Annotated in this window: 16 protein-coding genes and 1 pseudogene; 11 read left to right on the top strand and 6 right to left on the bottom strand. The window is 42.9% G+C overall.

Annotated features, from left to right (window positions below; genetic code table 11):
• Window positions 1–369 precede the first annotated feature (369 nt).
• From HC643_RS01390 to HC643_RS01375, 4 genes are all read left to right on the top strand, one after another.
• Window positions 370–1,344, top strand: a complete 975-nt coding sequence (locus HC643_RS01390; protein WP_038079240.1) for an aldo/keto reductase — start codon at window positions 370–372, stop codon at window positions 1,342–1,344.
• Between the two features lie 123 nt (window positions 1,345–1,467).
• Window positions 1,468–3,909, top strand: a complete 2,442-nt coding sequence (locus HC643_RS01385) for an MASE1 domain-containing protein (RefSeq protein ID WP_137986071.1) — start codon at window positions 1,468–1,470, stop codon at window positions 3,907–3,909.
• 272 nt (window positions 3,910–4,181) lie between these two features.
• Window positions 4,182–5,735, top strand: coding sequence for a diguanylate cyclase domain-containing protein (locus HC643_RS01380; protein WP_050045119.1), 1,554 nt, complete (start codon window positions 4,182–4,184; stop codon window positions 5,733–5,735).
• 141 nt (window positions 5,736–5,876) lie between these two features.
• Window positions 5,877–10,871: a PAS domain S-box protein gene (locus tag HC643_RS01375; protein ID WP_050045118.1), complete on the top strand. Its 4,995-nt coding sequence runs from the start codon at window positions 5,877–5,879 to the stop codon at window positions 10,869–10,871.
• A gap of 132 nt (window positions 10,872–11,003) precedes the next feature.
• Here the strand turns inward: HC643_RS01375 and HC643_RS01370 are convergent, their stop codons facing one another.
• The gene (locus HC643_RS01370) at window positions 11,004–12,191 is read right to left on the bottom strand and encodes an RNA-guided endonuclease InsQ/TnpB family protein (RefSeq protein WP_050045229.1); all 1,188 of its coding nucleotides are present in this window, start codon (window positions 12,189–12,191) and stop codon (window positions 11,004–11,006) included.
• 51 nt (window positions 12,192–12,242) lie between these two features.
• Between HC643_RS01370 and tnpA the strand changes: the two are divergent.
• Window positions 12,243–12,684: pseudogene (gene tnpA / locus HC643_RS01365) on the top strand (IS200/IS605 family transposase).
• Here tnpA and HC643_RS01360 read toward each other — a convergent pair.
• Complete coding sequence (locus tag HC643_RS01360; protein ID WP_167844598.1) at window positions 12,681–12,842, bottom strand: hypothetical protein; 162 nt, start codon at window positions 12,840–12,842, stop codon at window positions 12,681–12,683. The pseudogene tnpA and the gene HC643_RS01360 overlap by 4 nt on opposite strands.
• Before the next feature lie 69 nt (window positions 12,843–12,911).
• Window positions 12,912–18,647, bottom strand: a complete 5,736-nt coding sequence (locus HC643_RS01355; RefSeq protein WP_038080596.1) for an alpha-2-macroglobulin family protein — start codon at window positions 18,645–18,647, stop codon at window positions 12,912–12,914.
• Window positions 18,648–19,111: 464 nt separating this feature from the next.
• On the opposite strand from HC643_RS01355, the gene HC643_RS01350 reads away from it, so the two are divergent.
• Window positions 19,112–19,675, top strand: coding sequence for a Uma2 family endonuclease (locus HC643_RS01350; RefSeq protein ID WP_038080595.1), 564 nt, complete (start codon window positions 19,112–19,114; stop codon window positions 19,673–19,675).
• A 157-nt stretch (window positions 19,676–19,832) separates the two neighbouring features.
• Here the strand turns inward: HC643_RS01350 and HC643_RS01345 are convergent, their stop codons facing one another.
• Window positions 19,833–20,336 (bottom strand): tetratricopeptide repeat protein, encoded by a 504-nt coding sequence (locus HC643_RS01345; RefSeq protein WP_137986069.1) that lies wholly within the window; start codon window positions 20,334–20,336, stop codon window positions 19,833–19,835.
• A 182-nt stretch (window positions 20,337–20,518) separates the two neighbouring features.
• On the opposite strand from HC643_RS01345, the gene pbpC reads away from it, so the two are divergent.
• Both pbpC and HC643_RS01335 read left to right on the top strand, forming a co-directional pair.
• Window positions 20,519–22,846 carry a penicillin-binding protein 1C gene (gene pbpC / locus HC643_RS01340; RefSeq protein ID WP_038080594.1) on the top strand — a complete coding sequence of 776 codons (2,328 nt, stop codon included), beginning with the start codon at window positions 20,519–20,521 and terminating at the stop codon, window positions 22,844–22,846.
• A 147-nt stretch (window positions 22,847–22,993) separates the two neighbouring features.
• Entirely contained in the window at window positions 22,994–23,545 is a 552-nt protein-coding gene (locus HC643_RS01335) for a hypothetical protein (protein ID WP_038080593.1), read from the top strand.
• 98 nt (window positions 23,546–23,643) lie between these two features.
• Here HC643_RS01335 and HC643_RS01330 read toward each other — a convergent pair whose 3' ends face one another.
• Both HC643_RS01330 and HC643_RS42485 read right to left on the bottom strand, forming a co-directional pair.
• Window positions 23,644–24,045, bottom strand: coding sequence for a hypothetical protein (locus HC643_RS01330; protein ID WP_237265803.1), 402 nt, complete (start codon window positions 24,043–24,045; stop codon window positions 23,644–23,646).
• Window positions 24,038–24,094 (bottom strand): hypothetical protein, encoded by a 57-nt coding sequence (locus HC643_RS42485; protein WP_237266055.1) that lies wholly within the window; start codon window positions 24,092–24,094, stop codon window positions 24,038–24,040. Before HC643_RS42485 ends, HC643_RS01330 begins: the two co-directional genes overlap by 8 nt.
• Window positions 24,095–24,248: 154 nt before the next feature.
• Here HC643_RS42485 and HC643_RS01320 point away from each other — a divergent pair, with 154 nt between their 5' ends.
• The 3 genes from HC643_RS01320 to HC643_RS01310 all read left to right on the top strand — a co-directional run bounded on the left by HC643_RS01320 (window position 24,249) and on the right by HC643_RS01310 (window position 26,028).
• Window positions 24,249–24,788 (top strand): PadR family transcriptional regulator, encoded by a 540-nt coding sequence (locus HC643_RS01320; RefSeq protein ID WP_038080646.1) that lies wholly within the window; start codon window positions 24,249–24,251, stop codon window positions 24,786–24,788.
• Window positions 24,789–24,990: 202 nt separating this feature from the next.
• Window positions 24,991–25,317 carry an ArsR/SmtB family transcription factor gene (locus HC643_RS01315; RefSeq protein ID WP_038080592.1) on the top strand — a complete coding sequence of 109 codons (327 nt, stop codon included), beginning with the start codon at window positions 24,991–24,993 and terminating at the stop codon, window positions 25,315–25,317.
• A 174-nt stretch (window positions 25,318–25,491) separates the two neighbouring features.
• On the top strand, window positions 25,492–26,028 hold the full coding sequence (locus HC643_RS01310; protein WP_050045116.1) for a hypothetical protein: 537 nt from the start codon (window positions 25,492–25,494) through the stop codon (window positions 26,026–26,028).
• The last annotated feature ends 59 nt before the right edge of the window (window positions 26,029–26,087 follow it).

Genomic DNA, 26,087 nt, shown 5'->3' with positions numbered 1-26,087 from the left:
CAATCTTATAGTTTACAAGCATTTCTGCTTATTAAAGAATAAAGCGATGGTGTTTGTTTGTTTAAGCTGACGCATTGATGTTTCTGCATGGGATCTTGAAAAAGATGGAGCATACTTGAGGTGGTAGACGCAGATATTAAGCTAGTTGTGCCAGTGTTGATTCTTATCTAGAGAATAGATATCTCCAGATAATGAATGGTTCGTCATCTACAATCTTTGTAGAGACCAAGCATAGCCAGTCTTTACATTGTTTTTTGGAGATGTCTGATAAGTAGTTAGTCAATATGTCATATTATGGATGCTGATATTGTTAACTGGATGGTCTAACGATGAACTTTTGAATAAGCTTGTGTAAAGGATAAGTATAAAATGCATCACCAACTCTCCCTTTCAACTATGGGCTGTGGAACTTGGGCATGGGGTAACCGATTGCTCTGGGGGTACGATGAAAGTATGGATAGCCAGTTGCAAGCTGTTTTTGACTTGTGCGTCAGTCATGGCGTGACCTTATTTGATACGGGGGACTCCTACGGAACAGGAAGATTAAACGGGCGAAGCGAACAACTGTTGGGACGTTTTTCCAAAGAATACGTGGGTTCCAATAAAAACGATATTTGCATTGCCACAAAACTTGCTGCTTATCCGTGGAGGTTGACACGAAAATCCATAGTGTCTGCTTGTCAATCCTCAGCCCAACGCTTGGGAAGAAATGTCGATTTGGTGCAAATGCATTGGTCTACAGCAAATTATGCTCCTTGGCAAGAGGGTAAACTTTTAGATGGTCTTGCCGATCTTTACCAACAAGGGCTTGTGAAAGGAGTGGGTTTATCTAACTATGGTCCCAAACGGCTCCAATGGGTGTATAAAAGATTTGCAGAGCGAGGCGTACCAATCGCAACCTTACAAGTTCAGTATTCACTTTTGTCTACCTATCCCGTAACCCAACTGGGTTTGAAAGAGATCTGTGATGGACTTGGAATTAAATTGATTGCCTATAGCCCTTTGGCATTAGGGTTATTGACAGGAAAATATTCGGAAAAAGGTCCTTTTCCCAAAGGTATTCGTGGTTTATTATTTAGGCAATTACTACCGAGTATTCATCCGTTGTTAGCCTGTTTGCGAGAGATTGCGGAAGTCAGAAACAAGACCATATCGCAAGTGGCAATCAACTGGTGTATGAGTAAAGGAACCATTCCGATTCCTGGAGCAAAATCTGTAGAGCAAGCAAGGGAAAATATTGGTGCTTTGGGCTGGTATTTAGATGCTGGTGAGGTTGCACAGCTGGATCGTATGGCGGAAAGTTCGGGAAAAAAAATGGTGCAAAATATTTTTCAGACGAATTAAAAGTTAGTAAGGCGTGCTTTTAGTACCTTCTGCCTTCGAGTCGATAATTTGGGGTACTTTCAGACCTTTGATAAAACTGTAACAGGTTTTACCGCTCTGCTTTCGTTTTACTTGCACCCACCTATGATGTTGAAAAACCACCTGTTACTTTTATCCCGGTTTCTTGTTCGTCTTGGTTTGAAAATTAATAATACCCGTTGGTTAACTCAAGTTCTCGTTATTGCTGTTGTTTATGTGACAACCGCGTGGTTAGTGCTTTATAAACTACCTATTTCAAAGTATGGTTCACCCGTGTGGCCCAGTGCGGGCTTCGCAGTTGGGTTATTGTTACTTTGGGGGCGATCGCGCTGGCTGGGTATTTTCTTAGGAGCATTTTGTGGTAATCTCCTTAACTCAGCTAATTTACCAATTGCTACTTTCTTGGCTGCTGGTACAACCCTTGGGTCGTTCATTTCAGTCACTCTGATTTTACGCTTCATCGGTACGACTTATCCCTTTACTCAAGTCAGCCATGTAGTGGTTTTTACTCTATGCAGCCTATTTACCGGAACAATCCTGCAATCAGCCATTGGCGTAGTCGGAGTGACTCTGAATGGGTTTACAGCTTGGCACAATTTTCTACAAGTTTTCTACAATTGGTGGATTGGTGATGCCATTGGGATTTTGGTGTATGCTCCCTTAATTATAGCGTGGGGGCGATCGCAACGAGATTCCACAACCAAATCTTGGCTGCATTGGGAGGTGTTAGTTGCTTGTACGAGCTTAATTGCCGTTGCCTATTTCACCTTTGGCAAAAACCAACCTGTAGAATACCTCCTCTTACCACCATTGCTTTGGGCTGCCTTTCGTTTTGGCGCAAAAATTGCCACTTTTGGTGTCATGTTCATTGCCACGATTGCTGCCATTACTACCTCTTACAAATTAGGTTTTTTTTATCAGGTTGCTCTCACAAAGAATACTCTTCTGTTCCTGCAACTGTTTATGGGCACCATCTCTGTGACTACAATGGCCGTCCTAGCAATTGTCTCAGAAAACTACCGTGCAAAAAAGAGTTTGCAGCAAGCCAATGCGGAACTAGAACAACGCGTTTTTGACCGCACTCGGGATTTACAAGAAAGTGAAGCCAAGGCAAAGGAACTTGCTACCACAGCCGAAGCCGCCAACCAAGCCAAAAGTGCTTTTTTAGCTGCCATGAGTCATGAATTGCGTACTCCCTTGAATGTGATTTTGGGATTTGCCCAAGTTATGAGCCATGACAAAACCCTGACTCCCCAGCAGCAAGAACATTTAAAGATTATCAGCCGCAGTGGAGATCACTTACTCAATCTGATTAACGATGTACTGGACTTTTCTAAAATAGAAGCCGATCGCCTCACGTTAGATGAAATCAGTTTTGACTTAATTGATTTGGTAGAATCTGTAGCCGCAATGCTGAAACAGCGGACAGATGCCACAAGCTTATCCTTCAGCTTAGAAATTGCCAAAGACGTACCCCAATACATTATTGCAGATTGCAAAAAACTGCGTCAAGTACTCCTCAACCTGTTAGGTAATGCCATCAAATTTACAACTGAGGGTGGTGTGATGTTAAGGCTGAAACTAGGGACTTCGGCGTCGGGACAAGGCGCAGGCAAACCGTTTTCCCAAATTTTACGCTTTGAGGTAAAAGATACTGGAGTTGGTATAGCAACTGATGAACTCGAGCAAATTTTTGATGCTTTTATGCAAAGCCAATCGGGAAAGATATCGAAAGAAGGCACTGGGTTGGGGCTTGCGATTAGCCGCAAATTTGTGCAGTTAATGGGCGGTGATATTTCTGCAAGCAGCACTCTCGGTAAAGGAAGTACGTTTATCTTTGAAATTCCCGTCCGCATTGTGCCTGTAGCATTAATACCACAAGAGCCATCGCACCGTCAAGTCATAGGGCTGGCCACCAAACCAGAATACCGGATTCTCGTCGTGGATGACCAACCGGAAAATCGCTTACTTTTGATAGAGTTCATGACTCGTTTGGGTTTGGAAGTGCGCGAAGCCAGTAACGGGCAAGAAGCATTTCATCTGTGGCAAGAGTGGAAACCCCATCTCATTTGGATGGACATCCAAATGCCAGTCATGAATGGTTATGAAACCATACAAAAAATCCGTGCGGAAAATGGAGGTGATAAAACTGTCATTATTGCGCTTTCAGCCCATGCTTCACAAAGGGATTGCGCTTTAGCAATTGCTCTCGGTTGCAATGACTATATCACCAAACCTGTTAGGGAAGAATATTTATATGTTAAAATGACAGCCTATTTGGGATTGCAATATATTTATGCACAACAAAAGGAAGAAATTTCACAACAATCGTCTGAGAGCGAACTACAGTGTTTGTTATCTCAAATGCCGTCAAACTGGGTGAAGCAATTGTATCGTTCAGCACAGTTGTGTGATGACGAAGAAATAGCTCAACTCATCGAACAAATTCCAGAGAAATTTGTTACCTTAGCTTTTGCTTTACAGGAATTTGTGAATGATTTTAAATTTGAACCCATTATAAAACTTATAGAAAATACTAAAATTTAGGGTATCTTTATTAAACCGCAATACTTCGGTTCTGAATATTTCATTGGAAAATCAAAATATAGAATCGGTAAAAAAAGTAACTGTAGCATAACTGAATTTAAGGCATACTACGGGTTTTGGACCGGGTTGGCTTTTGCTCGATTGTTAAAAGATTTACGAAAATTTACGTAAAAATAGAAAATTTACGGTTGAGGTTTAACCTTTTAAAAGGTCATCTTTAAGTATCGGACTGGTCTTTTCTGAATTAAAAAACCCCTTAAGGAAGGTGAACTATGGCGCAAGGTGCTGGGAGTTTGCTCATTGTGGACGATCAACCCAACAATTTGCGGGTACTGGCATCCATTTTGAGTCAGCAAGGATACAAGGTTAGGAAGGCATTAAACGGAGCCACTGCGCTGGAGTCGGCTCAGATTCAACCACCTGACTTGATTTTGCTAGATGTTAAAATGCCAGAAATGGATGGCTATGAAGTTTGTTCGACGTTGAAGTCTTTGCCCCAAATATGTGAGATTCCCGTGATTTTCCTCAGTGCTATGGATAGCACGGCAGATAAGGTCAAAGCTTTTACCGTTGGGGGTGCAGACTACATCACAAAGCCCTTTGAGGCTGAAGAGGTTTTAGCGAGAGTTCAGCAACAACTCACACTCCAATGGCAAAAGCAACAACTCCAACAAGAGATCCAAGAGCGAAAACAGGCACAAGCAGAGACTCAACTGTTATTAACCACAATTCAGGCGGTGAGCGAGGCATTAGATTTTGAGGCGGCTCTAGGTGCAATGCTGTGCAAAGTGAGGCTGGCGATCGCGTGGGACTACGGCGAAGCTTGGACACCTACACCTGATGGAACAGCCTTCTACTTAAACCGGACTTGTTACAATTCACAAGATTTACAACTGCGGCACTTTGTTGAAACTAACCAGTTTCATATGGTTAGTTGCAATGCGGGTCTGGTGGGTAGGGTCTGGGCATCCCAGCAACCAGAGTGGATTGCTGATTTGTCTCCTACACCCGTTTCCGTATTTTTACGATCGCAAGATGCCAGTGCAGTTGGGCTCAAAGCAGCTTTTGCTGTGCCGATAGTTCTAGATGGGCAAGTCTTGGCAATTATGGTTTTCTTTAAGCGGAGCAAAAACGAGTTGGATACAAAGCTAGTTCAACTGGTGAGTGCGATCGCCGTGCAATTGGGTGGGTTTATGGAGCGCAAGCATTCAGAGGAAAGTCTCAGACAGGCTAATCGAGAATTGCAGCGTCTAGCCAACCTTGATGGGTTGACTCAGATTGCCAATCGCCGCTATTTTGATGAATTTTTACAACAGGAATGGAAGGGGCTAGGGCGAGAACAAGCACCGCTATCACTTATTCTATGCGATATCGACTTTTTCAAAGCCTACAACGACCACTACGGACACCAGGCAGGAGATGATTGTTTAAAACAGGTGGCTCAAGCGATCGCTCAAAGCATTCGCTGTCCTGGGGACTTGGCTGCTCGCTATGGTGGGGAAGAGTTTGCCGTTATCCTTCCAAACACAGGAACTCAAGAAGCACTTAATGTTGCAGCGCGGGTTCAGGTAACACTGGCGAATTTAAACATTTCTCATCCACGCTCTCAAGTAAACAGTATTGTGACTCTCAGTATGGGCGTTGCTACTTTAATTCCTACAGATGAATCCTCTTTTGACAATCTGATTGCATTCGCAGACCGAGCATTATATACAGCAAAAGATGAGGGGCGAAATCGTTACTGCTCCTACAAACAGCCTTGTCTGAGTACTTCAATTGGTAACACGATCTCTAGAATGGAGAAAGCGGATGCAGTCTTTACCTGATGAAATCCTATTGTTGATGGGCGTTGCTCGCCATAAAAATCCGCGAGTCAGATGTCATAAACCGTTGATTGTTTTTTCGCTATTATTCAGTTCATTATTTTCGCTGGGAATATTTCATGATAAATTGCAATTGAATTGGCTATGAAAAAGCAACCCAAGAATCAAACTTCTCTACCAATTTTATCACTGCGATCGCTCTCTAACAAATTCAGCCTCGCAGTGATACTGATTGGTTTTTTTAGCATCTTGGGATGGATATTCAATATTCCCCTGCTTAAAAGCGGGTTACCCGGTTTGCCCACCATGAAGGCGAATACAGCCTTGTGTTTTATCCTGGCAGGAACAGCTTTGAGGACATGGCATCAACAGTTTAAAATTCAAAATTTAAAATTAAAAAGAAAAACTCAATTTTTCATTTTTTCTTGTGCATTTTTAATTATCTTGGTTGCCTCGTTGACCTTAATTGAATACGGGTTTAACGTCAATTTGGGAATCGATCAACTCTTGATGCAACAACCAGAACTAACGGGTAGCATTGCAATACCGGGTCGCATGGCTCCTAATACTGCAGTAGCATTCTTAGCATCTGGGTTGGCTCTCCTGCTGCTAAAGAGCGATCGCCGTTCCATGGTTGGATTGGCTCAAGGCATGATGGTGATAGCGTGGTTTCTCAGCTCTGTCGGCTTACTGAGATATTTTTACGGACATGTGTCTTTCTATACAATAGAGCCTTTGACTGGAATGGGAATTCATACCGCGATTGCCTTTCAGTTACTCAGTGTCGGCATTTTTTTTTCGCTTCCCAAAAGCGGGCTAATACCCCTTCTGACTGGCAACAGAGCTGGAAGCATGATGATGCGGCGACTGCTACCCGTGACAATCACTCTGCCTGTTCTAGTAGGTGGAGCCTGTGCCTTGGGTCATCATTTGCATTTCTATGAAGAAGCAATTGAAGCAGCGTTAATCAGCACGCTGGATATTCTGCTCTTTACAGGATTGCTGAGTTGGAAAGCGCGATCTCTGAATCGGATCGATCTGCAAAGACGACGAGTTGAACGCCAGTTGCAGCAAGCAAATGTCAACTTAGAGCGGCGGGTAGAAAAGCGCACAGCCCAACTGCTTTCGAGCGAGCAACGCCTGAGTTTGGCAATTCAGAGAGCGAACCAGCTCAATCTAGAATTAGAACAGCGAATTGCAGAGCGCACGGGTGAACTGCAACAAACCAACGAGCGTTTGCAACAGGCATTCTTTAAACGAGAAAAAGCAGAGCGACAGTTACAAGAGACCCTAATGTTGCAAAAGGCGATCCTTAACAGTGCAAATTACAGCATGATTTCAACAACGGTAGACGGTACAATTACCAGTTTTAATGCCGGTGCTGAAAAAATGCTTGGTTACGCAGCCGCAGAAGCGATTGGTAAAATGACTCCTGCCATATTTCACGATTCTCAAGAGGTCGTCCATCGCGCAGGAGATCTCTCTCAACAATTGGGAGTACCGATTGAACCGGGATTTGAAGTGTTGGTTGCTAAAGCCAAGCGGGAAGAGGTTGAAGAATTTGAGTGGTCTTACATTCGTAAGGATGGCTCTCGGTTTCCAGTGCTGCTTTCGGTGACAGCATTAAGCGATAGAAAAGGATCTTTAACCGGATTTTTAGTCATTGGCAGCGATATCACCGAGCGCAAGTGCGCTGAACAAGAATACAGACAAATTGAGGCGGCGTTACGAAATAGTGAAGAGCAGTTTCGCCATGCCTTTGAAGATGCGTCCATTGGGATGGCGATCGTGTCACTTGACGGACACTGGGTTAAAGTTAATCCTGCCTTATGCCGGATTGTTGGCTACCTCGAAAAAGAGTTGTTAGCGTTAACCTTCCAAGACATTACCCATCCTGATGATTTAGCAACAGATCTGTATTACGTGCATCAGCTATTAGCAGGTGAGATTTTCACCTACCAGATGGAGAAACGGTATTTCCACAAGCTTGGACATATTGTAAGGATTCTTCTGAATGGATCTCTGGTACGAGATAAGCAGGGAAATCCCTTACACTTTATTGCTCAAATTCAAGACATTACAGACTTAAAACGTGCTGAAGAAGCTTTGAGAGCCAGCGAAGAACACTGGAGATATGCTTTGGAAGGAAACGGGGATGGTTTGTGGGATTGGAATACTCAAACGAATGAAGTTTTTTTCTCCCATCGCTGGAAAGAAATGTTGGGGTTTTTGGATACAGAAATTGGAAATCAATTGAGCGAATGGGATAAGCGAGTCCATCCAGACGACAAAGAGCGGGTGGATGCCGAAGTTGAACAACACTTTCGGGGTGAAGTTCCCCAATATGTGAGCGAACATCGCATCTTATGCAAAGATGGGACTTATAAGTGGATTTTAGCTCGAGGCTTAGTTATGAGCCGCGATGAACGGGATCGTCCATTGCGGGTGATTGGAACTCATACCGATATCAGCGATCGCAAACAAATTGAAGAACAACTGCGCCGCTCTGAAGCCGCCCTGATTGAAGCGCAGCAAATCGCTCGCGTTGGCAATTGGGAATTAGACCTTATGACCCAGCAAATTATCTGGTCAGAAGAATTGTTTCGGATGTTTGGCTTCGATCCAGCCAATCCAGAACCGGGATACACCGAACATTTCAACTGTATTCATCCTGACGATCGCCATTTACTCCAACAACATCTCGAGCAAACCACGAAAAACGGAACCCCTTATAAAATCGACCTGCGCTTCTTCCACAGTGACGGTACACTTGGGTACATGGAAGCTAGAGGTAAAGCAATTCGAGATGAACGAGGACGGGTCATCCGCATATTGGGAACCGCATTAGATATTACCGAGCGCAAGCGTACAGAAGAAGCATTAGCAAAAGAACTTCTCCGCAGCAAAGTGCTGTTTAAAGCATCGTTTGACGGAATTGTTGTTCTCGATCGACTTGGAAATGCCATCGAAGCCAGTGAAAGTTTTGCCCAGATGCTTGGCTATACCCCAGAAGAAGTTGCAACGCTCCACGTTTCTGATTGGGATGCTCAATGGAGTAAAGAAGAACTGGCGCGAATTATTCAAAGCTCTCATTTTATCAATGCTCCGTTTGAAACAGTCCATCGTCGTCAAGATGGCTCACTATATGAAGTAGAAATTAGTGTGAGCAATGTAGATTTGGAAAATGAACACATACTAATTTGTATCTGCCGCGATATTAGCGTTCGCAAGCGCATTGAAGCCGAACGCCAACAAGCGGAAGCAGCCCTCAGACAGAGTGAGGAACGCTTGCAGCTGGCTCTAGAAGCATCTGGAGATGGATTGTGGGATTGGAATCTTGCAACCCAAACGGTTTATGTCAGTCCTCGCTATCAAGAAATGCTGGGTTACAAGGCAGATGAACTGTCCATAAATCCTGACACTTGGAACACATGGATTCATCCGGATGACAAATCCTGGGTATTCGGTACACTCAATGCTCACCTGCAAGATAGCTCGGTTCCGTATGGGTTTGACTACCGCGTTAAAACCAAATCAGGTGAATGGAAATGGATTGCGAATTATGGCAAAGTTGTTGCCCGTGATGAACAAGGCAATGCTCTACGAATGATAGGAACTCATAAAGACATTAGCGATCGCAAATGCATTGAACTGGAACTGCAACAGGCCAAAGAAGCGGCTGAGGCGGCGAACCAGTCAAAAAGTACCTTTTTGGCTTCCATGAGTCACGAGCTACGAACACCGCTGAACGTCATCTTGGGCTTTACCCAAGTACTGAGCCGCGAGCCATCCTTATCGGTTGTTCAAAAAGAAACAATTCAAACCATTCACCGCAGTGGAGAGCACTTGCTGAGCCTGATCGAAGATATCCTTGACCTTTCTAAAATTGAAGCCAACCGCATTAATGTAGAAAAAATCAGTTTCGATCTCTTCGAGATTCTAAGAGCCTTAGAAGATATGCTGCACCACAAAGCGGCATCCAAAAACTTACAGTTTCGCTTCGAGATTGCTCCAGAGGTTCCTCAGTTCATCACCACAGATGCTAAAAAATTGCGTCAAATCTTAATTAATTTGGTAAGCAATGCCATCAAGTTTACCGAGAAAGGCGGCGTAACACTACGAGTAAAAGCAGAAGCCATCGCTCAAAGCATTATTGAATCCTCTGAATCTTCAATGGCTCGGGCAGATCGTACAACTCTTTTAATTTTTGAAATCGAAGATACAGGTGTGGGAATTGCAGACGATGAGATTGAAGTAGTATTCGACGCATTTGTGCAAAGTGGCTCTGGAAAAATGGCTTCGGGTGGAACGGGGCTGGGGTTAACCATCAGTCGTCGATTGGCTCGTTTAATGAACGGTGACATTTCAGTTAGCAGTGTAGTGGGAAAAGGCAGTACGTTCTTTGTTCGTCTTCCCATTCAAATTCCTTCAAGAGGAAGTGTTCCTGCTTCCAAACAAGAGCGACAGCTAATTGGGCTAGTTCCCGGTCAACCCAAGTACCGCATTCTCATTGTGGACGATCTCGCCGAAAACCGTTTGCTGTTGACGACACTAATGACTCAGTTAGGAATGGAGATCCGAGAGGCAACCAACGGACAAGAAGCGATTGCCCTTTGGCAACAGTGGCAACCGCATTTGATTTGGATGGATCTCCGAATGCCCGTACTAGATGGTTATGAAGCCACTCAAAAAATTCGCGCCCTTTCTACGGGAAAATTCCCTGTTGTCATTGCACTGACAGCTCAAGCATCAACCAGCAATCGCACCCTAGCCCTAGCTTCTGGCTGCAACGATTTTGTCATCAAACCCTTTGATGAAAATTTTCTCTACAGGAAGATGGCAGAGTATTTAAACCTGCAATTTTTCTATACAGAAAGTCAAGAGGGCTCGGATGACCGTTCCATAACAACTGCTCAAAACACCTCTACTGTGCTGACAGCACAAAATCTTTCTGTCATGGGTGCCGATTGGCTGACTGCGCTGTATACCGCTGCCCAAATTGGCGATGAAGAAGAAATTGAACAACTTCTTCAGGACATTCCAGACTCTCACGCTCCTTTAGCAAATCAATTGAAGCAACTTGCCCGTGATTACCAGTTTGGAGCAATTAAACTCCTGATACAAGAAGCGTTCACCTAGCGGTAAACGCATACATTTTAACTACCAACTCATTCGAGCGCTGATACTCCTTTGCCCCACTGAATACAAAAACCGCTCCAGGCAGAGAAAGAACGCAACCGATTACATAGAATTGAGATAATTTTGACATACTCACCGCCCTAAAGGGTCGGTGATTCTTGACGGCTCACAGCAAATAGCTACCGAAGTAGTCTGACAATCGCTCCCCGTCCGTTTAAGGTCGTGCCGATGCCCCATGCCGACCATTTCTATATTTTTAGCTGCATTCTCATCTCTATCCTGCTCAGTACGACAACTTAAACAAAGTACTGAGCGAACAGACAAATCAATTTTGCCCCAACGATACCCACAGCAAGAGCAAGTTTGACTAGTAGGCTCCCATCTATTAATTACTCTGAAGTCTCGGTTAAGTTTTTCAGCCTTAGCTTCACAAAATACCCGAAATTCTCTCCATCCCTGTAAACTAATCACTCTTGCTAACTGGCGATTTTTAACCATCCCTGACACATTCAAATCTTCCAAAATAATAGTTTGGTTTTCACTAACCACTTTGGTTGATAGCTTGTGTAGGAAATCTTGGCGAGTATCTGCTTGTTTGTTGTGTTTTTTGGCAATTCTTAGACGGGTACGCTCACGACGTTTAGAACCTTTTTGTTGTCTTGCTAGCTGACGTTGTAGATTGCGAATTTTGCGGTCTTTCTTTGAGTAATCGGGACTTATTGCTTTCTCTCCATTGCTCATAACTGCAAAGGTTTTAATTCCCAAATCAATACCAATACTTTGGTTTTTGGCATCGGATTGAACAGGTTCCACCTCTACAACAAAGCTGAGAAAATAACGATTTGCACAATCTTTAATGACTGTTACACTTGATGGAGTTGAGGGTAAATTTCTAGACAAAATAGGCTTAATATTACCAATTTTGGCTAAATATACTTTATCTCCTTTGATAGAAAAACCACCAATTCTAAATCGTGCTGATTGTCGTGCAGTCTTCTTTTTGAATTTAGGACTGCCAACTTTTTTACCTTTCCGCTTACCTTTAAGTGAATCAAAAAAGTTTTTGTAGGCGACTCCTAAATCAGCTACAGATTGCTGCAATGGAATATTAGAAACATCAGACAACCATGACCGCTTCTCAGTTTTTTTGGCTTGCGTAATCACTAACTTTTGCAAGTCGTTGTTACTCGGTAGCTTTTCAGACTGCTTACAGATAGCAAGAGCATCGTTCCAAACCACACGAACACAACCAAACAACTGAGCTAAAAGCTGTTGCTGTTGGTCTGTCGGGTAGAATCGGAACTGGTATCTGGCTTTCACTGACAGTGTTATAATTGGTCTGTAAGACAATTATACTTTGATCTACAAAACATGACAAGCCAGTTTCGCCGTGAAAGACATAGTGTTACAGACCTTAAGATTCATTTGGTCTGTGTTACCAAATATCGTATGTCTGTCTTCACGTCCGAAAGTCTTGAATTGATTAAAAACTCGTTTAATGAAGTAGCCAAGAAGATGGATTTTGAAGTGATTGAGTTCAACGGTGAAGACAATCATGTTCATGCACTTATCGAATATCCGCCTAAATTGTCTATTTCTCAAATTGTTAATGCCTTAAAAGGTGTTTCTAGTCGTCGTTATGGACAAGCTGGATACATAAAGCCCCATAAAGCTGCGCGAGTTTGCCGGGGGGAGTATCCCCCCGGCAACACGCGCAGCTTTATGGAGTCCCAGTTATTTTGCTGTATCCGTTGGAGGTGCGCCAATTGAAATACTAACGCAATACATTAGAAATCAAGAAAAGCCGTCCTAGAAGGACGGGGCTTGCATCCCATTCTTTTGGTCAAAAACATAATCGGCGATTCTTATTCCTGCTTTCATTCCTTCATCAGAATCAAATTGGTAATGAATCCCCAAATAAATCCGACTGCGAGCATTTTCTAACATTGCCTTTGTAAAGAAAGCACTCATAAGTTCGCTCGCGCATTGGTCTCACTGACCCATCAACATCTCTATTTACGCCCGTTGAGGTTTTTGCGGCTACTGAACCACCAATGTAGCATCAGAGGTACGCCCAAACTCTTCTGGAGCATATTGCAGGTGGACTTGCGCTCCAGGATAGAGAAATGTACCGGGGGTAACAGAACGAACTAAGTAATGAAGCTGATAAACACCCGGTTCCAAACTATCTGCATAAGCGATCGCGCGATCGCGATGAATCGCCTTGAACCCAAGTTGCCAAGAGTCGGCTTTTGCTTGTAATGCAGCTGTAGCAGTTTGAAAACTCTCATCCACTGCTTCAAAACCTGCAGGTAAGGGGTCAGTTATTACCAAATGATTCACGGGACGATCTGCAATCACTTCCAAACCAATATCAAACACTTGCCCTGTCGTGACAGTCAACGGTTTATCTTTAGCATACAATCCTACTTTTTGCAATACTTTATCTTGACCTACAGGGCTAATTTCCCTTGTCACCCGCAAACCGTTAAATCTTCCTGGTTGATTTCCTTGCAAGCGATAGCGATAAGCAACCAGATAATGCAACGTTCCTTGTCCGGATTTTTGCAGTTGTAAATCATGACGCCCGCGAGGTAACTCAGCCATTGGAACTTTCACTTCCAAGGTGGGATTGCGGTAACCTTCAAATTTTTGTTGTCCCAATTTCTGACCAGCCAAGCGCACTGTAGCTACAAAATTGGGCGGTGTTGGCTGCAGTTGGCTGTATTCCACTAAAGCCGTCAGCGCTTGAGCATTGTCATAATGAGTTTGCCATGTCCCTTTGCGACGTAACGCCAGCAAACTTTGCAACAACCTATCGATCGCTTCTGGTTTATACTGCAGGGCGATAAACAACCGCAAAGCTTGTGCTTGTATCGCCGTTGGTGAATTCATCCATTCCCAAGAGCTAGGTAAACTGACAGATGCGTCACGGCTCGTATAGTAAACATTCTGCTGCAACTTGCTCAACAGCTGCTTGGACTCATTTTGCCATTCTGGAAATTGAGATAAATATCGCGTCAGCTTCATCTGAGTTGATAAATCAAAAGCATTGCGCTGACGGTAAATATCTGCGAGGAAAGTATTGCGCTTGTCTCCTAATTCTGCCAAAGCCATCAAAGCGTTGAGTTGCAGTTGGCTTTTACAAGGCTGTTTTTTGCAAAATTCATACTGTCCTGGATTTGCCAGAGTTTTTTGCAAATAAGTTTTGAGACGAGATACCATGTTTGAATCTACCAAACCGGGGAAAGATCGATCTGCTTTTGCCAGAGATTCAGCAGCATAGGAAGAAACCCAAGGGTCCGCCTTTTGTTCTCCAGGGAAAGCAGCAAAGCCACCATCTGCAAGTTGGAGTTTTTGCAATTTCTCAATAGCTTGGTAAGCACGTTTGCTAGGATTAAACGCTGCAAATGTCTGACCGTATTTTTCAGACAAAGTTTGCAACCCAGCAGCAATAAAAAGTTGACTTGCTGAAGGTTCTGCAAAAGGAAAGTCATCATTTTCCCAAACCTGTTGTACTGGTGCTTTTATTTCTGGTATGAGAGTACTTGCTAAATTGATATCTAAACCTTCCCCTTCAGGAAAAGTATTTTTCTCAATATTCAGGGGAATTTTTACCTCATTCTTTCGAGGAACAATTGCACCTGTTTCAACAACTTGCTCGGTCATTTCCAATTGCTGAATCGCCAAAGGAACTTCAAAAGCATCTGCTGAGGCGCTATTGATTTGAGTGGTAAAGCGAACTTTACCTTCTCCCACACGACTTGCAACCATGGGAAAGCGATAAGCACGAGTAGCTCCATCGCTCTGGGTTTGTAAAGCAGCAGATGTGGGGTTATTTCCAACAAACTGAACTGTACCGCTGACTTCACCATTGATAGTGAGATTTCCCGTTGTCCGAGTATTGTTAGTCACAGATAAACCCGCTTGAAATGTATCGCCGGGACGGGCAAACTGTGGCAGTATTGCATTGGTTACTAATGGCTTGGTTGTGATAAACGTTGCTTCGGAGTTGCCAAAACGGAGGTTTCCGTCAGTAGCAACAACCATCACTCGCCATGTCGTCAAGTTATCCGGGACTTTAAAGCTAATTTGTGCTTGACCGTTGGAATCGGCGATCGCAGAACCATTGTAGTAAGCTAAAGCTTGAAAGTCTCTACGAATGCGGGTATTCGCCGTACCTGCTGATAACCCACCACCGTAACCCCAACCTTTGGGTTCAGCTAATGCTTGTTGTTCTACCACTACATTTTGGCGGTTATCGCTAAAGCGAGTTGATATCGGTTGTTCAGCATAGACTGTAGCTACCAAATCCGGCGGACGATAACCGGAAAGTTGCAGCACAGCCTCGTTAACCACCATAACTGTGAACTGTCCTTTGGAGGGATTTCCCCGATTATCCTTAAGTTCCAGTTGTACTGTTTGTTCTGCACCGGGTTCGAGCGACGCCTGTACTGGAGTTGCTTGTACTTTTAAATACTTATCATCCAAGTTCACTTTAAAAGGAGCAAAGCCAATCCTAGCTAAGTTAGTTAGACTTTTTGGTTCTACGCGATCGAGAGGCGTACCCTGTCGTACCAATACAGCTTCAATAGCTGCATTTGGTAGCATTTCTGGTGTGACTTGAAATTGAATTTTCGGTGCGCCTCCTTTAACTTTAACAATTTGTTGATAGAGAGGTTTGTCTTTAATAACAGCAAAATACAACTCTCCTTCCGAATAAGGAGACTGAATCAGAGCCGTCACCGTTTCACCCGGTTTAAAAGTTGTTTTATCCAGTTGAATTTCCAAACGGTCTTTTTCTTTGTTACCCCAAAATACCGGATTTTCTCCTGTCACCCAAATTTGGATATCTGTTGCGCTGGTATCATTTCTCGCATCGCTAAAATTCGCTCTGATGCGATAAGAACCGGATTCATTGGGTTTTAGCGTTACGGATTGGGGCTTGTTTGCAGATGTAATTTCTGCTTTCTCGACTGTCTTATATTCAACTTGGGTTTTTCCCGTTGCACTCCCTTCTACTAATTGAGTCACGTTGCTGTACTTCATTTGTTGAAGTTCCAACAATACCCGTTGACCTTCTTGCGGTTTTCCCGTATGGTCTGTCACAATAACCTCAAAAGGAAAATCTTTGCTAGCTTCACCAACAAAATTGCTTTTTAACCCGATCTGGCGATCGCTGGGTAATGCTGTAAATGTTTTGGAATTTGCCACAGATAAATTGGAAACATCTGCAACTTGTACATCCACGCGGTAAATCATGGGATAGGGCAAATCTTTTGCCACCACCGTTTGATTGCTTTTCCCGTTAGCATCAAGTGATGCATTTGCTTGCAAAACATCGCTAGGTACAGAAGGGGGTTCTTCTGGCCAAAACCACTGTTTGCCAAAAGTAAATTCCTCCCATCCTTTAGGAACAAAATTTGTCTGCTGGCGAGTCACAAAATATTTAGCTTGTCCCCCTTCTACAGGAGAACCAAATAAATATTGACTTGTAGATTGAACTTCTACTTTGTCATCAAGAAAAGCAAATTCTTTATCTAAATTCAGTTCTACTTTGAAATTAGGTGGATTAAACTCAGCAACGCGCAACTCTCCAGAAATTTCTTGCCCGTTCTTTCCCTTTGCTTGGATTGTATAGTAGCCCAAACGTTGATTTTTTTTGATAGGTAGTTCTAGAGAAAACGTTCCAAATTCATTCGTGTTTTTAGTCCCTAAATCTATTTTTTGCCCATCTGGATCTATAAGAGTTAACTGGTAAATAGCATTTTTATCCTGTTTGATTTCGCCATTTTGTAAGTAGTCAGCAAAACCAGTCAACCAAGCCTTTTCTCCCGGCTGATATAACTGTCTGTCGGAGAAGATAACTCCACGGGATACAAATTTGCTATCTTCCCAACTCGCATCAATTCCGTAGCCATAAGCACCGCTGTATTCTTCAGTACGGGCAAATGCCCAATCTCGATCTTCCCGTGCAATAACCAGCAACAGCGGTTCTTTGGTAGAACTTTGAGAACCAGCAAAGCATTCTCTTAAATCGTCACGTGCGAGCCTTAAAGTCCCATTTTCATCAGTTTTTCCAGACGCGCAAGGTACGGGTTGAGGACGGGATTTTGCCTCTAATTTGGATTGATAGATTGCGATCGCAGCTGCTTTTGCGGGCGAGCCATCAGAAAGATGGTGGACTCGAATTAAGCCAGACTCTGGAAACCACTGTGTAAAGACGCCCAAATTTGTCATTTGAACCATACCGTAAGTCGCAGGTTCTCGCCAAAGTTCCTTCCCATTTTCTTTATATGTATTTGTGCGTGCTTGCACCCCATAAGCTAACATTCCCGTAGCAGCACCAAGTTTTTCTCGTATGGGAACGCTCAATTCCAATGACTGATTTTTTTTCCCCGATACCTTAAACCTTTTCCAGTCTGAAATTTGAGGTAATAGATTGTTTCCTTCGCTTTTAGGATAAGCCGAATTAAAATAAACCAAATCTGTTGGTTGAACAACTTGATAAGCTGCTTTATAACTGGAATCTGGCAGATTCACTGTAGAAATATTAAGTTGTAAGTTTTTTCCATCAGGAAAAATATTCAAACCTTCAGGAACCCATAAATCCCCAGCTAAATCTCCCGTTTCATATTTAACTGTTATGGGCTTACCCAGAGTTTGACCAAATTTATCTTTAATATTAGCACCAATAGTTATTGTATAGCTTGTTGAAGGTGAGAAAGCATAAGGATTGATATTAATAACTTTTTCTCTATCGTTGGCTTGAATAATTCGAGAAATTGCTTGGGGTGCGGGATTAATTTTAATATTTTCAATAACTGAACTAGCTGCTAATTCATTATTAAAGACAAGTTGGGGAGCACCTTGAACAAATCTACCATACGTTCCACTTGCATCGGGTTGACCGTAAAACTGAAGTCCCCTAAATTCCAAGGGAGAATAAGTTGACAGTTTACTCGCAAAGGTTTGTTCGCTCGGTAAATTACCATAAGCAGGAAGTAAACCTGGAGAAAACTCCAGACGATAATGAGTTGCTTTTTGCAAACTTTCTTGAGGAATGAGATTGTAAATCCATTGACGAGATGAAGGGTCAAATTTTTCTAAAGGATCTTGAGTTTCTGAAGTTTTTTCTTCTTTTGCCAATTCTACTTTAAAAGGTACATTCTGAGTTTTGTTTTCTACAAGAAGTTGCAAATGCTTTCGTACAGAAGCTAAATTTAATTCCGTATTAGAAGTGAATTGTAGCTTTTGCTGTAAATCAATTGGCTCGATTTCATCCTTTTCAATGGGATTTTTTCCAGGAAGATCTGTGAGTTTGATGAGTTCGGTATTGAAAGTCCAAGCCAAATCTTGATTGAGTCGGTGATTTTTTAAATCTGCTAAACCTGCTTTGAGCGTCACTTGAAATCGCGTTGCTTTTGGAAGTGCTTCCTCTACTTGAAATCCCACCATCCGTGGTGTCAAAAATCGAAAATGACCTGGGATAGATGGCACAATTTCAAACTTTTTCAATAACCCCTGTTGTTCTGCGCTATCAAGACTCTCAACAGGAATTAAAGCCTCTTTAAACCGGATGCGAATTTGGTTAAGAGGTTCGCTATCAGATAACGGGCTTATCTGTTCTATCCAGTCCGGTAACTGTGGTGGGTTGAGTACAGAAACTGTGGGAAGCTGCTCTTTTCTTGGGGCGATGCTGACAAAACCACATCCTGCTATCCCCAGCATAAGTGTCAGGACAAGCAGGAAGCGCAGCAAAATTCTTGGGAACATACAGGGGTGGGTTAGTGGTTAGTTGTTAGTTGTTAGTGGGAGAAGCATCAATAACTCGCTACGCCCTTTCCGCTCTAAAATTATCGATTTTTGTAAGATGGACACAGAAGCGCCCTGTCAAAGTAGATAAAAACTTCAGGAAATTAATAGCGCTCTCTCTCCTTACCTCCACGTACTCTGCGTCCTCTGCGTTCAATAAATTACTTTTGAACCGCAGAAGCGCTGAGAACGCAGAGAAAAAAGAGGATTCCTATAGATAGCTAATTCTCGCCACTGTTTCCAGAAAATCAATACAATTCTTAATCAATTCATGGACGGCAAAACTTTTACAGTAATTATTATCAATACTTTCTTCCGGATCTACGCGCAACATTTTAAGCGATCTCACACCAACTCGGTGGTTTAATTATCATAAGGACATCTGCTCTTGAACGCCCCCACTAACTATATATTAGGAGGCAATTATGTCCCAAACACCCTTAAAAATGACAGTAGAGGAGTATATAACCTACAATGATGGCACAGACAAGCGTTACGAACTTGATTCGGGGGTATTGGTCGAAATGCCTCCAGGGACTGGTAATCATGAAGCAATTATCACGTTCGTATTATTTCAGTTTATTTTAGAAAAACAACGACTGGGACTTACATTAGAACCGCGTTCCAATGGTGTCGAAGTTATGATAGGCACACAAATTAGGCGTCCTGATATATTGGTTATGACTCAACAACAAGCTATGTCTATTGAAAAGAAATTGGCGATTCTTAAAACTGCACCACCACTCATTGTTGAAGTCGTATCGCCCGAATCTGTTGACCGTGACTATAGTATCAAAACATTAGAGTACGCTGCCTTTGGTGTTAATGAATATTGGATTGTCGATCCGTTAGAAGATAAAGTAACAGTCTGTTTGCTAGCAGGTTCAGTTTATAAGCAAACAGTATTTAGTGGCAATCAAAGAATCGTATCGCAAACTTTTCCCCAAATTAACCTGACTGCTCAGCAATTACTGATGCCGAAACTTTAAGGCAAATCTAGGAGATTGTAGCTTTCTCTGCAAACAGAGTGCGATCGCAATCGTTGTACGGAGCGTCAGATTTTTTGATAGTGAAGCATTATCTTATTTTTCCTCTGCGTACTCTGCGCCTCTGTGGTTCAAAAAATCTTGAGTATGGCAAATCAATTTACCAGGTGCTAAGCCGTTTAATGAGATTTTGTGCTTGTTGATAGCCCTTTGCGTTTCCTTGCGATTGAAAGAACTTAGCTGCTAGTTGTAAGTCCTGAATTGTTCCGGGTCGATCGCCAATACTATAACGAGCACCGGCTCTGCGAAAGTAAGCGTCAGCAGAGCGGGGATTGAGTTGCAATGCGCGATCGAAGTTTAAGACTGCACCCAAATTGTCTCCTAGCTCGTGTAGAAGAAGACCTCTATAATAATAGGCGTTAGCATCATTAGGATTGAGGATGATTGCCCGATCGAAGTCCTCTACCGCTCCCTTATAGTCTTTACGCTGAAATCTTTCGCGTCCTCGGTAGAGAAAGTCCACTGAGCTTTTAGGGTTACTTTGTACGGTGGAAGTAGGAGTAGTTTGTGCATAAACAGATGGAGTCAGCCCACTGCTGAGTAGAGACAAACTCGCGATCGCGATCCCCATGCAGCTATTTTTGAGAAAGTCGTAGTAGCTCACTGCATTTCCTCTTTTGTTGCCCAATATTCACGACCTTAACACATCAGTACTCAGTCTGTTGGCGCAATTAAAGTTCAGCTACAAAGGACTTTTGAGCGTGACTATAATTGAGGAATCTCTTTCCTGATGTATTTGTCAATGCAACGCAAAACTTGAGATAGGTCTTTGCAAGGAATATACAGATGAAACTGGATTCGCGATCGCTTATCTATTTTAAAAAGAAACTGTGGTATTTGTTGAACCGCAGAACTTGCAAAGTTATCCTAGCGTTGCTGTTGATATGCTTGACAGTACGCGTACTGCCATATTTTGTACCCATTCGCCCTACAGATATTGCTCAACAACATCTAGCACTTGAATTTGTTGACCGCAATGGGCTACCTTTAGGAACATTGCTGACCCGCGATCGCGAGCATACATCTGTAGTGCCATTGAATCAAGTTTCTTCTCTTTTTATCCAAGCTATTTTAGCAGCAGAAGATGGAGACTTTTATCATCATGGAGCGTTGGATTTAAAAGCTGTAGCCCGCGCACTGAAAGATGCCATATCCACTAGAAAGATTGTTTCCGGTGCTTCTACAGTGACCATGCAGTTAGCACGAATGCTCAATCCTGTCCCTAGGACTTTATCAGGTAAAATTGAAGAAATCTGGCTTTCTTGGCGGTTAACAGCAGGAATGAGTAAAGACGAAATTCTTTCTGCATATATCAATCGTCTGCCAATGGGAGGGAATATTTATGGTGTAGAAGCAGCGGCTCGTACCTATTTTTCCATACCAGCGAGTGACATCAATCTTGCTCAAGCAAGTCTCCTTGCTGCTATTCCCAATAATCCCACTTACTTCGATCCACTTCAGCATTATCCACGTCTGAAACAGCGCCAGAAATACGTCCTCGATCGCATGGAACAGGACGGATATATCACTCCCTCACAAGCAAAACGAGCATATGCGGAAGACATTGTGTTTCAATCCCGTCAACGGGGAATTATTGCTGCACCGCACTTTTTGTTTTGGTTGTCCCGTCAGATCCGCCCAACCCCTTCCCACAAGGATAAGCCGGAGTGGAAATCGAACCCAATTCTAACGACTGTAGACCGTCCTTTACAGCAGTTTGTGGAAGCGCAGGTACAGCAGGTAATTGCTACCCTTGCTAATAACAACGTTCATCATGCAGCGGCTTTGGTCATTGACAACCGTACCGGAGAAGTTTTGGCTTATGTCGGTTCGCCTGACTACTTTAATGAAACAAAGCTAGGGCGCAATGATGGAGTACAAGCACTGCGCCAACCTGGTTCTACCCTCAAACCATTTCTCTACGAGTTGGCTTTGGAAAAAGGTGTCATCCGTCCCAATACAATCTTGGCAGATGTACCCGCTCACTACGCAATTCCCGGAGCAAAACTTTACAGCCCCACAGACTATAACAAAAGTTTTTTAGGACCGGTGCGGGTGCGTATTGCTTTGGCGAATTCTTTGAATATTCCAGCGATACGGGTTTTAGAAAAGGTGGGTGTGGCAACTTTTCTCGATCGCCTTCACCAATTGGGCTTTGAACACCTCACCCAGTCACCAGAGTACTATGGGTTGGGGTTAACTCTAGGTAGTGGTGAAGTGACTTTGTGGGAATTAGCCCGTGCTTACGTTACTATGGCAAGGAAAGGGGAAACCATGCAGTTACTGACTGAAGTTTCTCATTCCTCGAACCAAAATAAATCTACAATCAAAAATCCAACAACATGGCAACTTATAACTGATATGTTGAGCGATCGCCATGCGCGTGCGACTGCATTTGGTGTAGATTCAGTCCTGAATTTACCGTTTCCGACTGCTGTTAAAACTGGTACTTCCTCTAATTTTCGCGATACTTGGACGGTTGGATTTACGACTGACTACACTGTAGCGACGTGGGTAGGCAATTTTGATGGCGATCCCATGCGTCAGGTTTCTGGCGTGACTGGCGCAGCACCACTCTGGAACCGAATTATGTTACACCTACACGAGAAACGAGAGCCTGTAGGTTTTACTCCTCCAAAGGGTATGGTACAACTGCCTATTTGTGCTGTTTCTGGGTTAAAACCAACACCAGATTGTTCCTCAGTGGTACAGGAGTATTTTTATCCGGAAAACATCCAAGATTACCAGCGTCAAAACCAATTTCAATTATCCCACGAGTATGATAATTGGTTGGCAAAGCAAGAGCAATCTGGATTGAGTTCAAGCAAGCTTAAGATTGTCTCTCCTCATGAGGGGGATTTGTTCTTACTCCGTCCGGGTGATGAAATACAACAAAAACTGGAGTTCAAATTAGCAGGGACATCAAAAGCACCCGTAGAGTGGTGGTTGAATGGTGAAAAGCTAGCGACTGATTCGTCTGGTTCTATCTTTTGGAATATGCGTCCCGGTCGGTGGGTGTTGGAAGCAAGCAGTGGTGGAATGAGCGATCGCGTAACTTTTCAAGTAGAGTTTGCGACTCTTAAGCCTACACGTCGCGGGTTTTCTGTAAAATAAATCCGATTTTGACAGCTTGAAACCCCATCTGTTCAAATTTTTGTAAGCTAATATTTATCTAATAGCTTGCAAAAGGAGGCTGTCTTCTTCTATCTAAATCACTTTGATATTCATCTCTTGATAAAGGAACTCTCGACAGTCGGGGCGATGTCTGTACCCATGCTCGACGAAACAACCCGATTGGCTCTTTTCAAAGAAGCTCAAAGCTACATTTACACGCAAAAAACTGAGGTTGTGGGAACGGGTTCTCGCATTGTTAGACAGCAATACAGTTCATTTGATGCGTTTCCATCTTCATCATTGTATTTGAAATTAAAAGAAGCATTTCAATCCCTCCTGGTAGAACAGTTCAGCACTGTTGTTCCCTATCCTTTCACGACCCCTTTAGAATTTCATAAAATGGTGCTGCAAAAGTACGAGCCAGGGGAGTTGGGTATCACGCCGCATCGGGACAGATTAAGCACAATTAACCTAGTTTGCATTTTTAATATAGCAGGAGCTGGAGAATTTAGCTTGTGTGCAGATCGCTCTGGTAAAAATTCAATGGAAATTGACAGCACGCCCGGTCATGTTATTTTCTTAAGAGCACCAGGGTTTTTCAACTCCCTTGAGCGACCTTTTCACTCCATAACGAACATCCAAACAACCCGGTATAGTTTTGGTTTGAGACAAAAGGCTGTAGCAAACTTATCTTGGTAAACCATATACCTTACAGTTTGAATTGTGGGTAATTAAAGGGGGCGAATCCCCCTTTAATTTAAGACCCTTAAATCTCTGATTTAAGGGTCTTAAACCCATTATTTCTGAGCAAGAATTTGTGTTATCTCTGCATGTGCTAGTGCAACATCAGGTTCGCTTTGGAGAGAGTCGTAGTACTTTTTCTCAAAGGTATTGCCATCCTCAGCAGGTGTCAGCAGCTGGCGAGCACTATCCAGCAAACTTTGAGCATCTTCCAAGGTAATTGGTTCATCTGCATTTAAGGCTTCATCGATTTCTACTACTAACATAGAAATGTTACGCAACCAAGCAAATTGCTCGTTAGAAATTAGGAGTTGTAGCAGTTCTCCTCTAGACACCCGTCCGCGAACTTGCTCGTAAGTCGTGCGTTCTGCATCAAGCAAGATTTTGTGTAAGTCGAGCAGTTTGCCACGCAGAAGGGACAAACGTTGAAGTGTTGGTTGTAAAAGGTTGTCAGACATTAATAGTACCCATCCTTCCGTTACGATAATCTGCAAATGCTCTCTTGATTTCAGCTTCGGTGTTCGTGACAAACAGCCCGTGCGAACAACTAGTTCATTTTTAGAGTGATATACTTTATATATGATTAATCTTATATTAGCGCAAACATATATATTAAATGACAGTGTCATTAAGCGAACATTATTTTTCGGAAAACCGTATTATGTCTCTGGCATATGCAATTATGGGTCTGCTTCAGCAAGAAGAAATGACTGGCTACGACCTCAAAACAAGCTGCTTCGATCGCACTATTGCCCATTTATGGCCAGCCGACCAAGCACAGATTTACAGAACTTTGGAGAAACTGGAACAACGGGGTTGGATTAACTGTACAGTTGAGATTCAACGCGATCGCCCGAATCGTAAAGTTTACCGTTTGACGGAAGCAGGACAAGCAGAATTAACACGATGGCTTCAAGAAGCTCAACTTCTACCTACTGTGCGAGATCCTTTACTCATTCAGATGTATTTTGCCGCTCAGTTATCAAATGAAGCCATTATTAAACTGTTAGAGCAACAACGAGCAGTGCGGTGTGAAAAACTAGATGAATGTAAAGCACTCGAGCTACCACCGATTGAGGATTTTGCTAACCATCGCGAACGGATTATGCAAAGGTTAGTACTGGAACTCGTGCTAAGACAAGAGCAGACCTATATTGATTGGTTGGATATGGCAATTAAAACCATCAATCAAGTCGTTTGAAAATACGCCCTAGCCCTTTCAAGGCGGTTATTTTTCTATTAATAAGGAATATTTAAGTACATAAATACTGCCTCACCTACAGCATCAAAACTCCACTCGTAGGCATGAATCTCAAACTGTAAGTAAGATCGCAATAATTAAGCAGAAGCGATCGCTAGTTCTAGTTCAAAATAGAAATAGATATCTCTATCAAAATAAATTGATGCAAAGCTCCTCAGTTGCTACTTCAGATGTTGTTGTTGCGGGTTTCCATGCTCTCTCCGATCCTATACGGATTAATGTAGTGGAACTCTTGCGAGATAAAGAACTTTGTGTGTGTGACTTATGCGATACCTTGGGAGTTACCCAGTCAAAACTGTCTTTCCATCTTAAAAATCTTAGGGAAGCAGGTTTGGTTCGAGCACGTCAAGAAGGACGTTGGATTTACTACAGCCTGAATTTACCTCAATTTGTTGTTTTAGAGCAGTATCTTGCAGAGTTTCGCCGCTACAGTCAAATATTACCAGCTCGAGTATGTAAAGATTCTTAACAGCCTTCGGCGATCGGTCAACCGTGATTGGTTACCCGGTCAACGATCGAGTTCTTTTCGGAAAATATGCTGTTTGGGTGTGTAGTCATGTATTAACTCATCCAAACTACTCTGTCTTTACTTGTGCTCAAACAAGACAGGTAAAAAGAATTTGCATATTTTAAAAATTTGTTTATGAATATAAAAAGTACCAAAATCTACCCTAAAAGATTGCTTTTTTGTTTGGCTGCGGCGTGTGGTGTAATAGGTGCTGCAATCCCTACTAGTGTGTCATCTCAAACGACTCCAAGGGAATCTCCCATATCCTTTAGAGTCACTGCTTATCAAGGGACTTATTTAAAAAAACAAAGAAATTGGTACAGACAATCTCCTGAAATTTACGACTCCCAAAGAGCAAAGTGCCACGCTAGCTACAACGAGAGACTGGTTGCTTTGTCTTATAGAGAACCTGATAATTTAACTCCCGTTCAAATCACGAATGGAAACTCACCCTACTTGGGTAATATTGAACGACCTGAAGATTACTGGGAAGTGACTCTTCAAGAACCGCCTGTTAAGTGTCGCAATCGCCAAAATGAAGGCAGACAAGAAACTTGGTACATATACAAGCAACACGTAAATTTAGGCTTAGGAACGCAATTTCGTCAAACCTCTTCCTTTGTTATGCCAAGAATACCCATAAGGTTGAGAATCAGAAGTAGGGGGAGGTAGCAGTAAGTTTTATGAATCATAAGGGGCTGCACGATCCCCGACTTCTTTAATAAGTCGGG

It is taken from the genome of Tolypothrix bouteillei VB521301, from assembly GCF_000760695.4.
Classification (GTDB): domain Bacteria; phylum Cyanobacteriota; class Cyanobacteriia; order Cyanobacteriales; family Nostocaceae; genus Scytonema; species Scytonema bouteillei_A.
The sequence above is the reverse complement of the archived record's forward strand: the minus strand, read 5'-3'. Positions and strand labels throughout refer to the sequence as shown.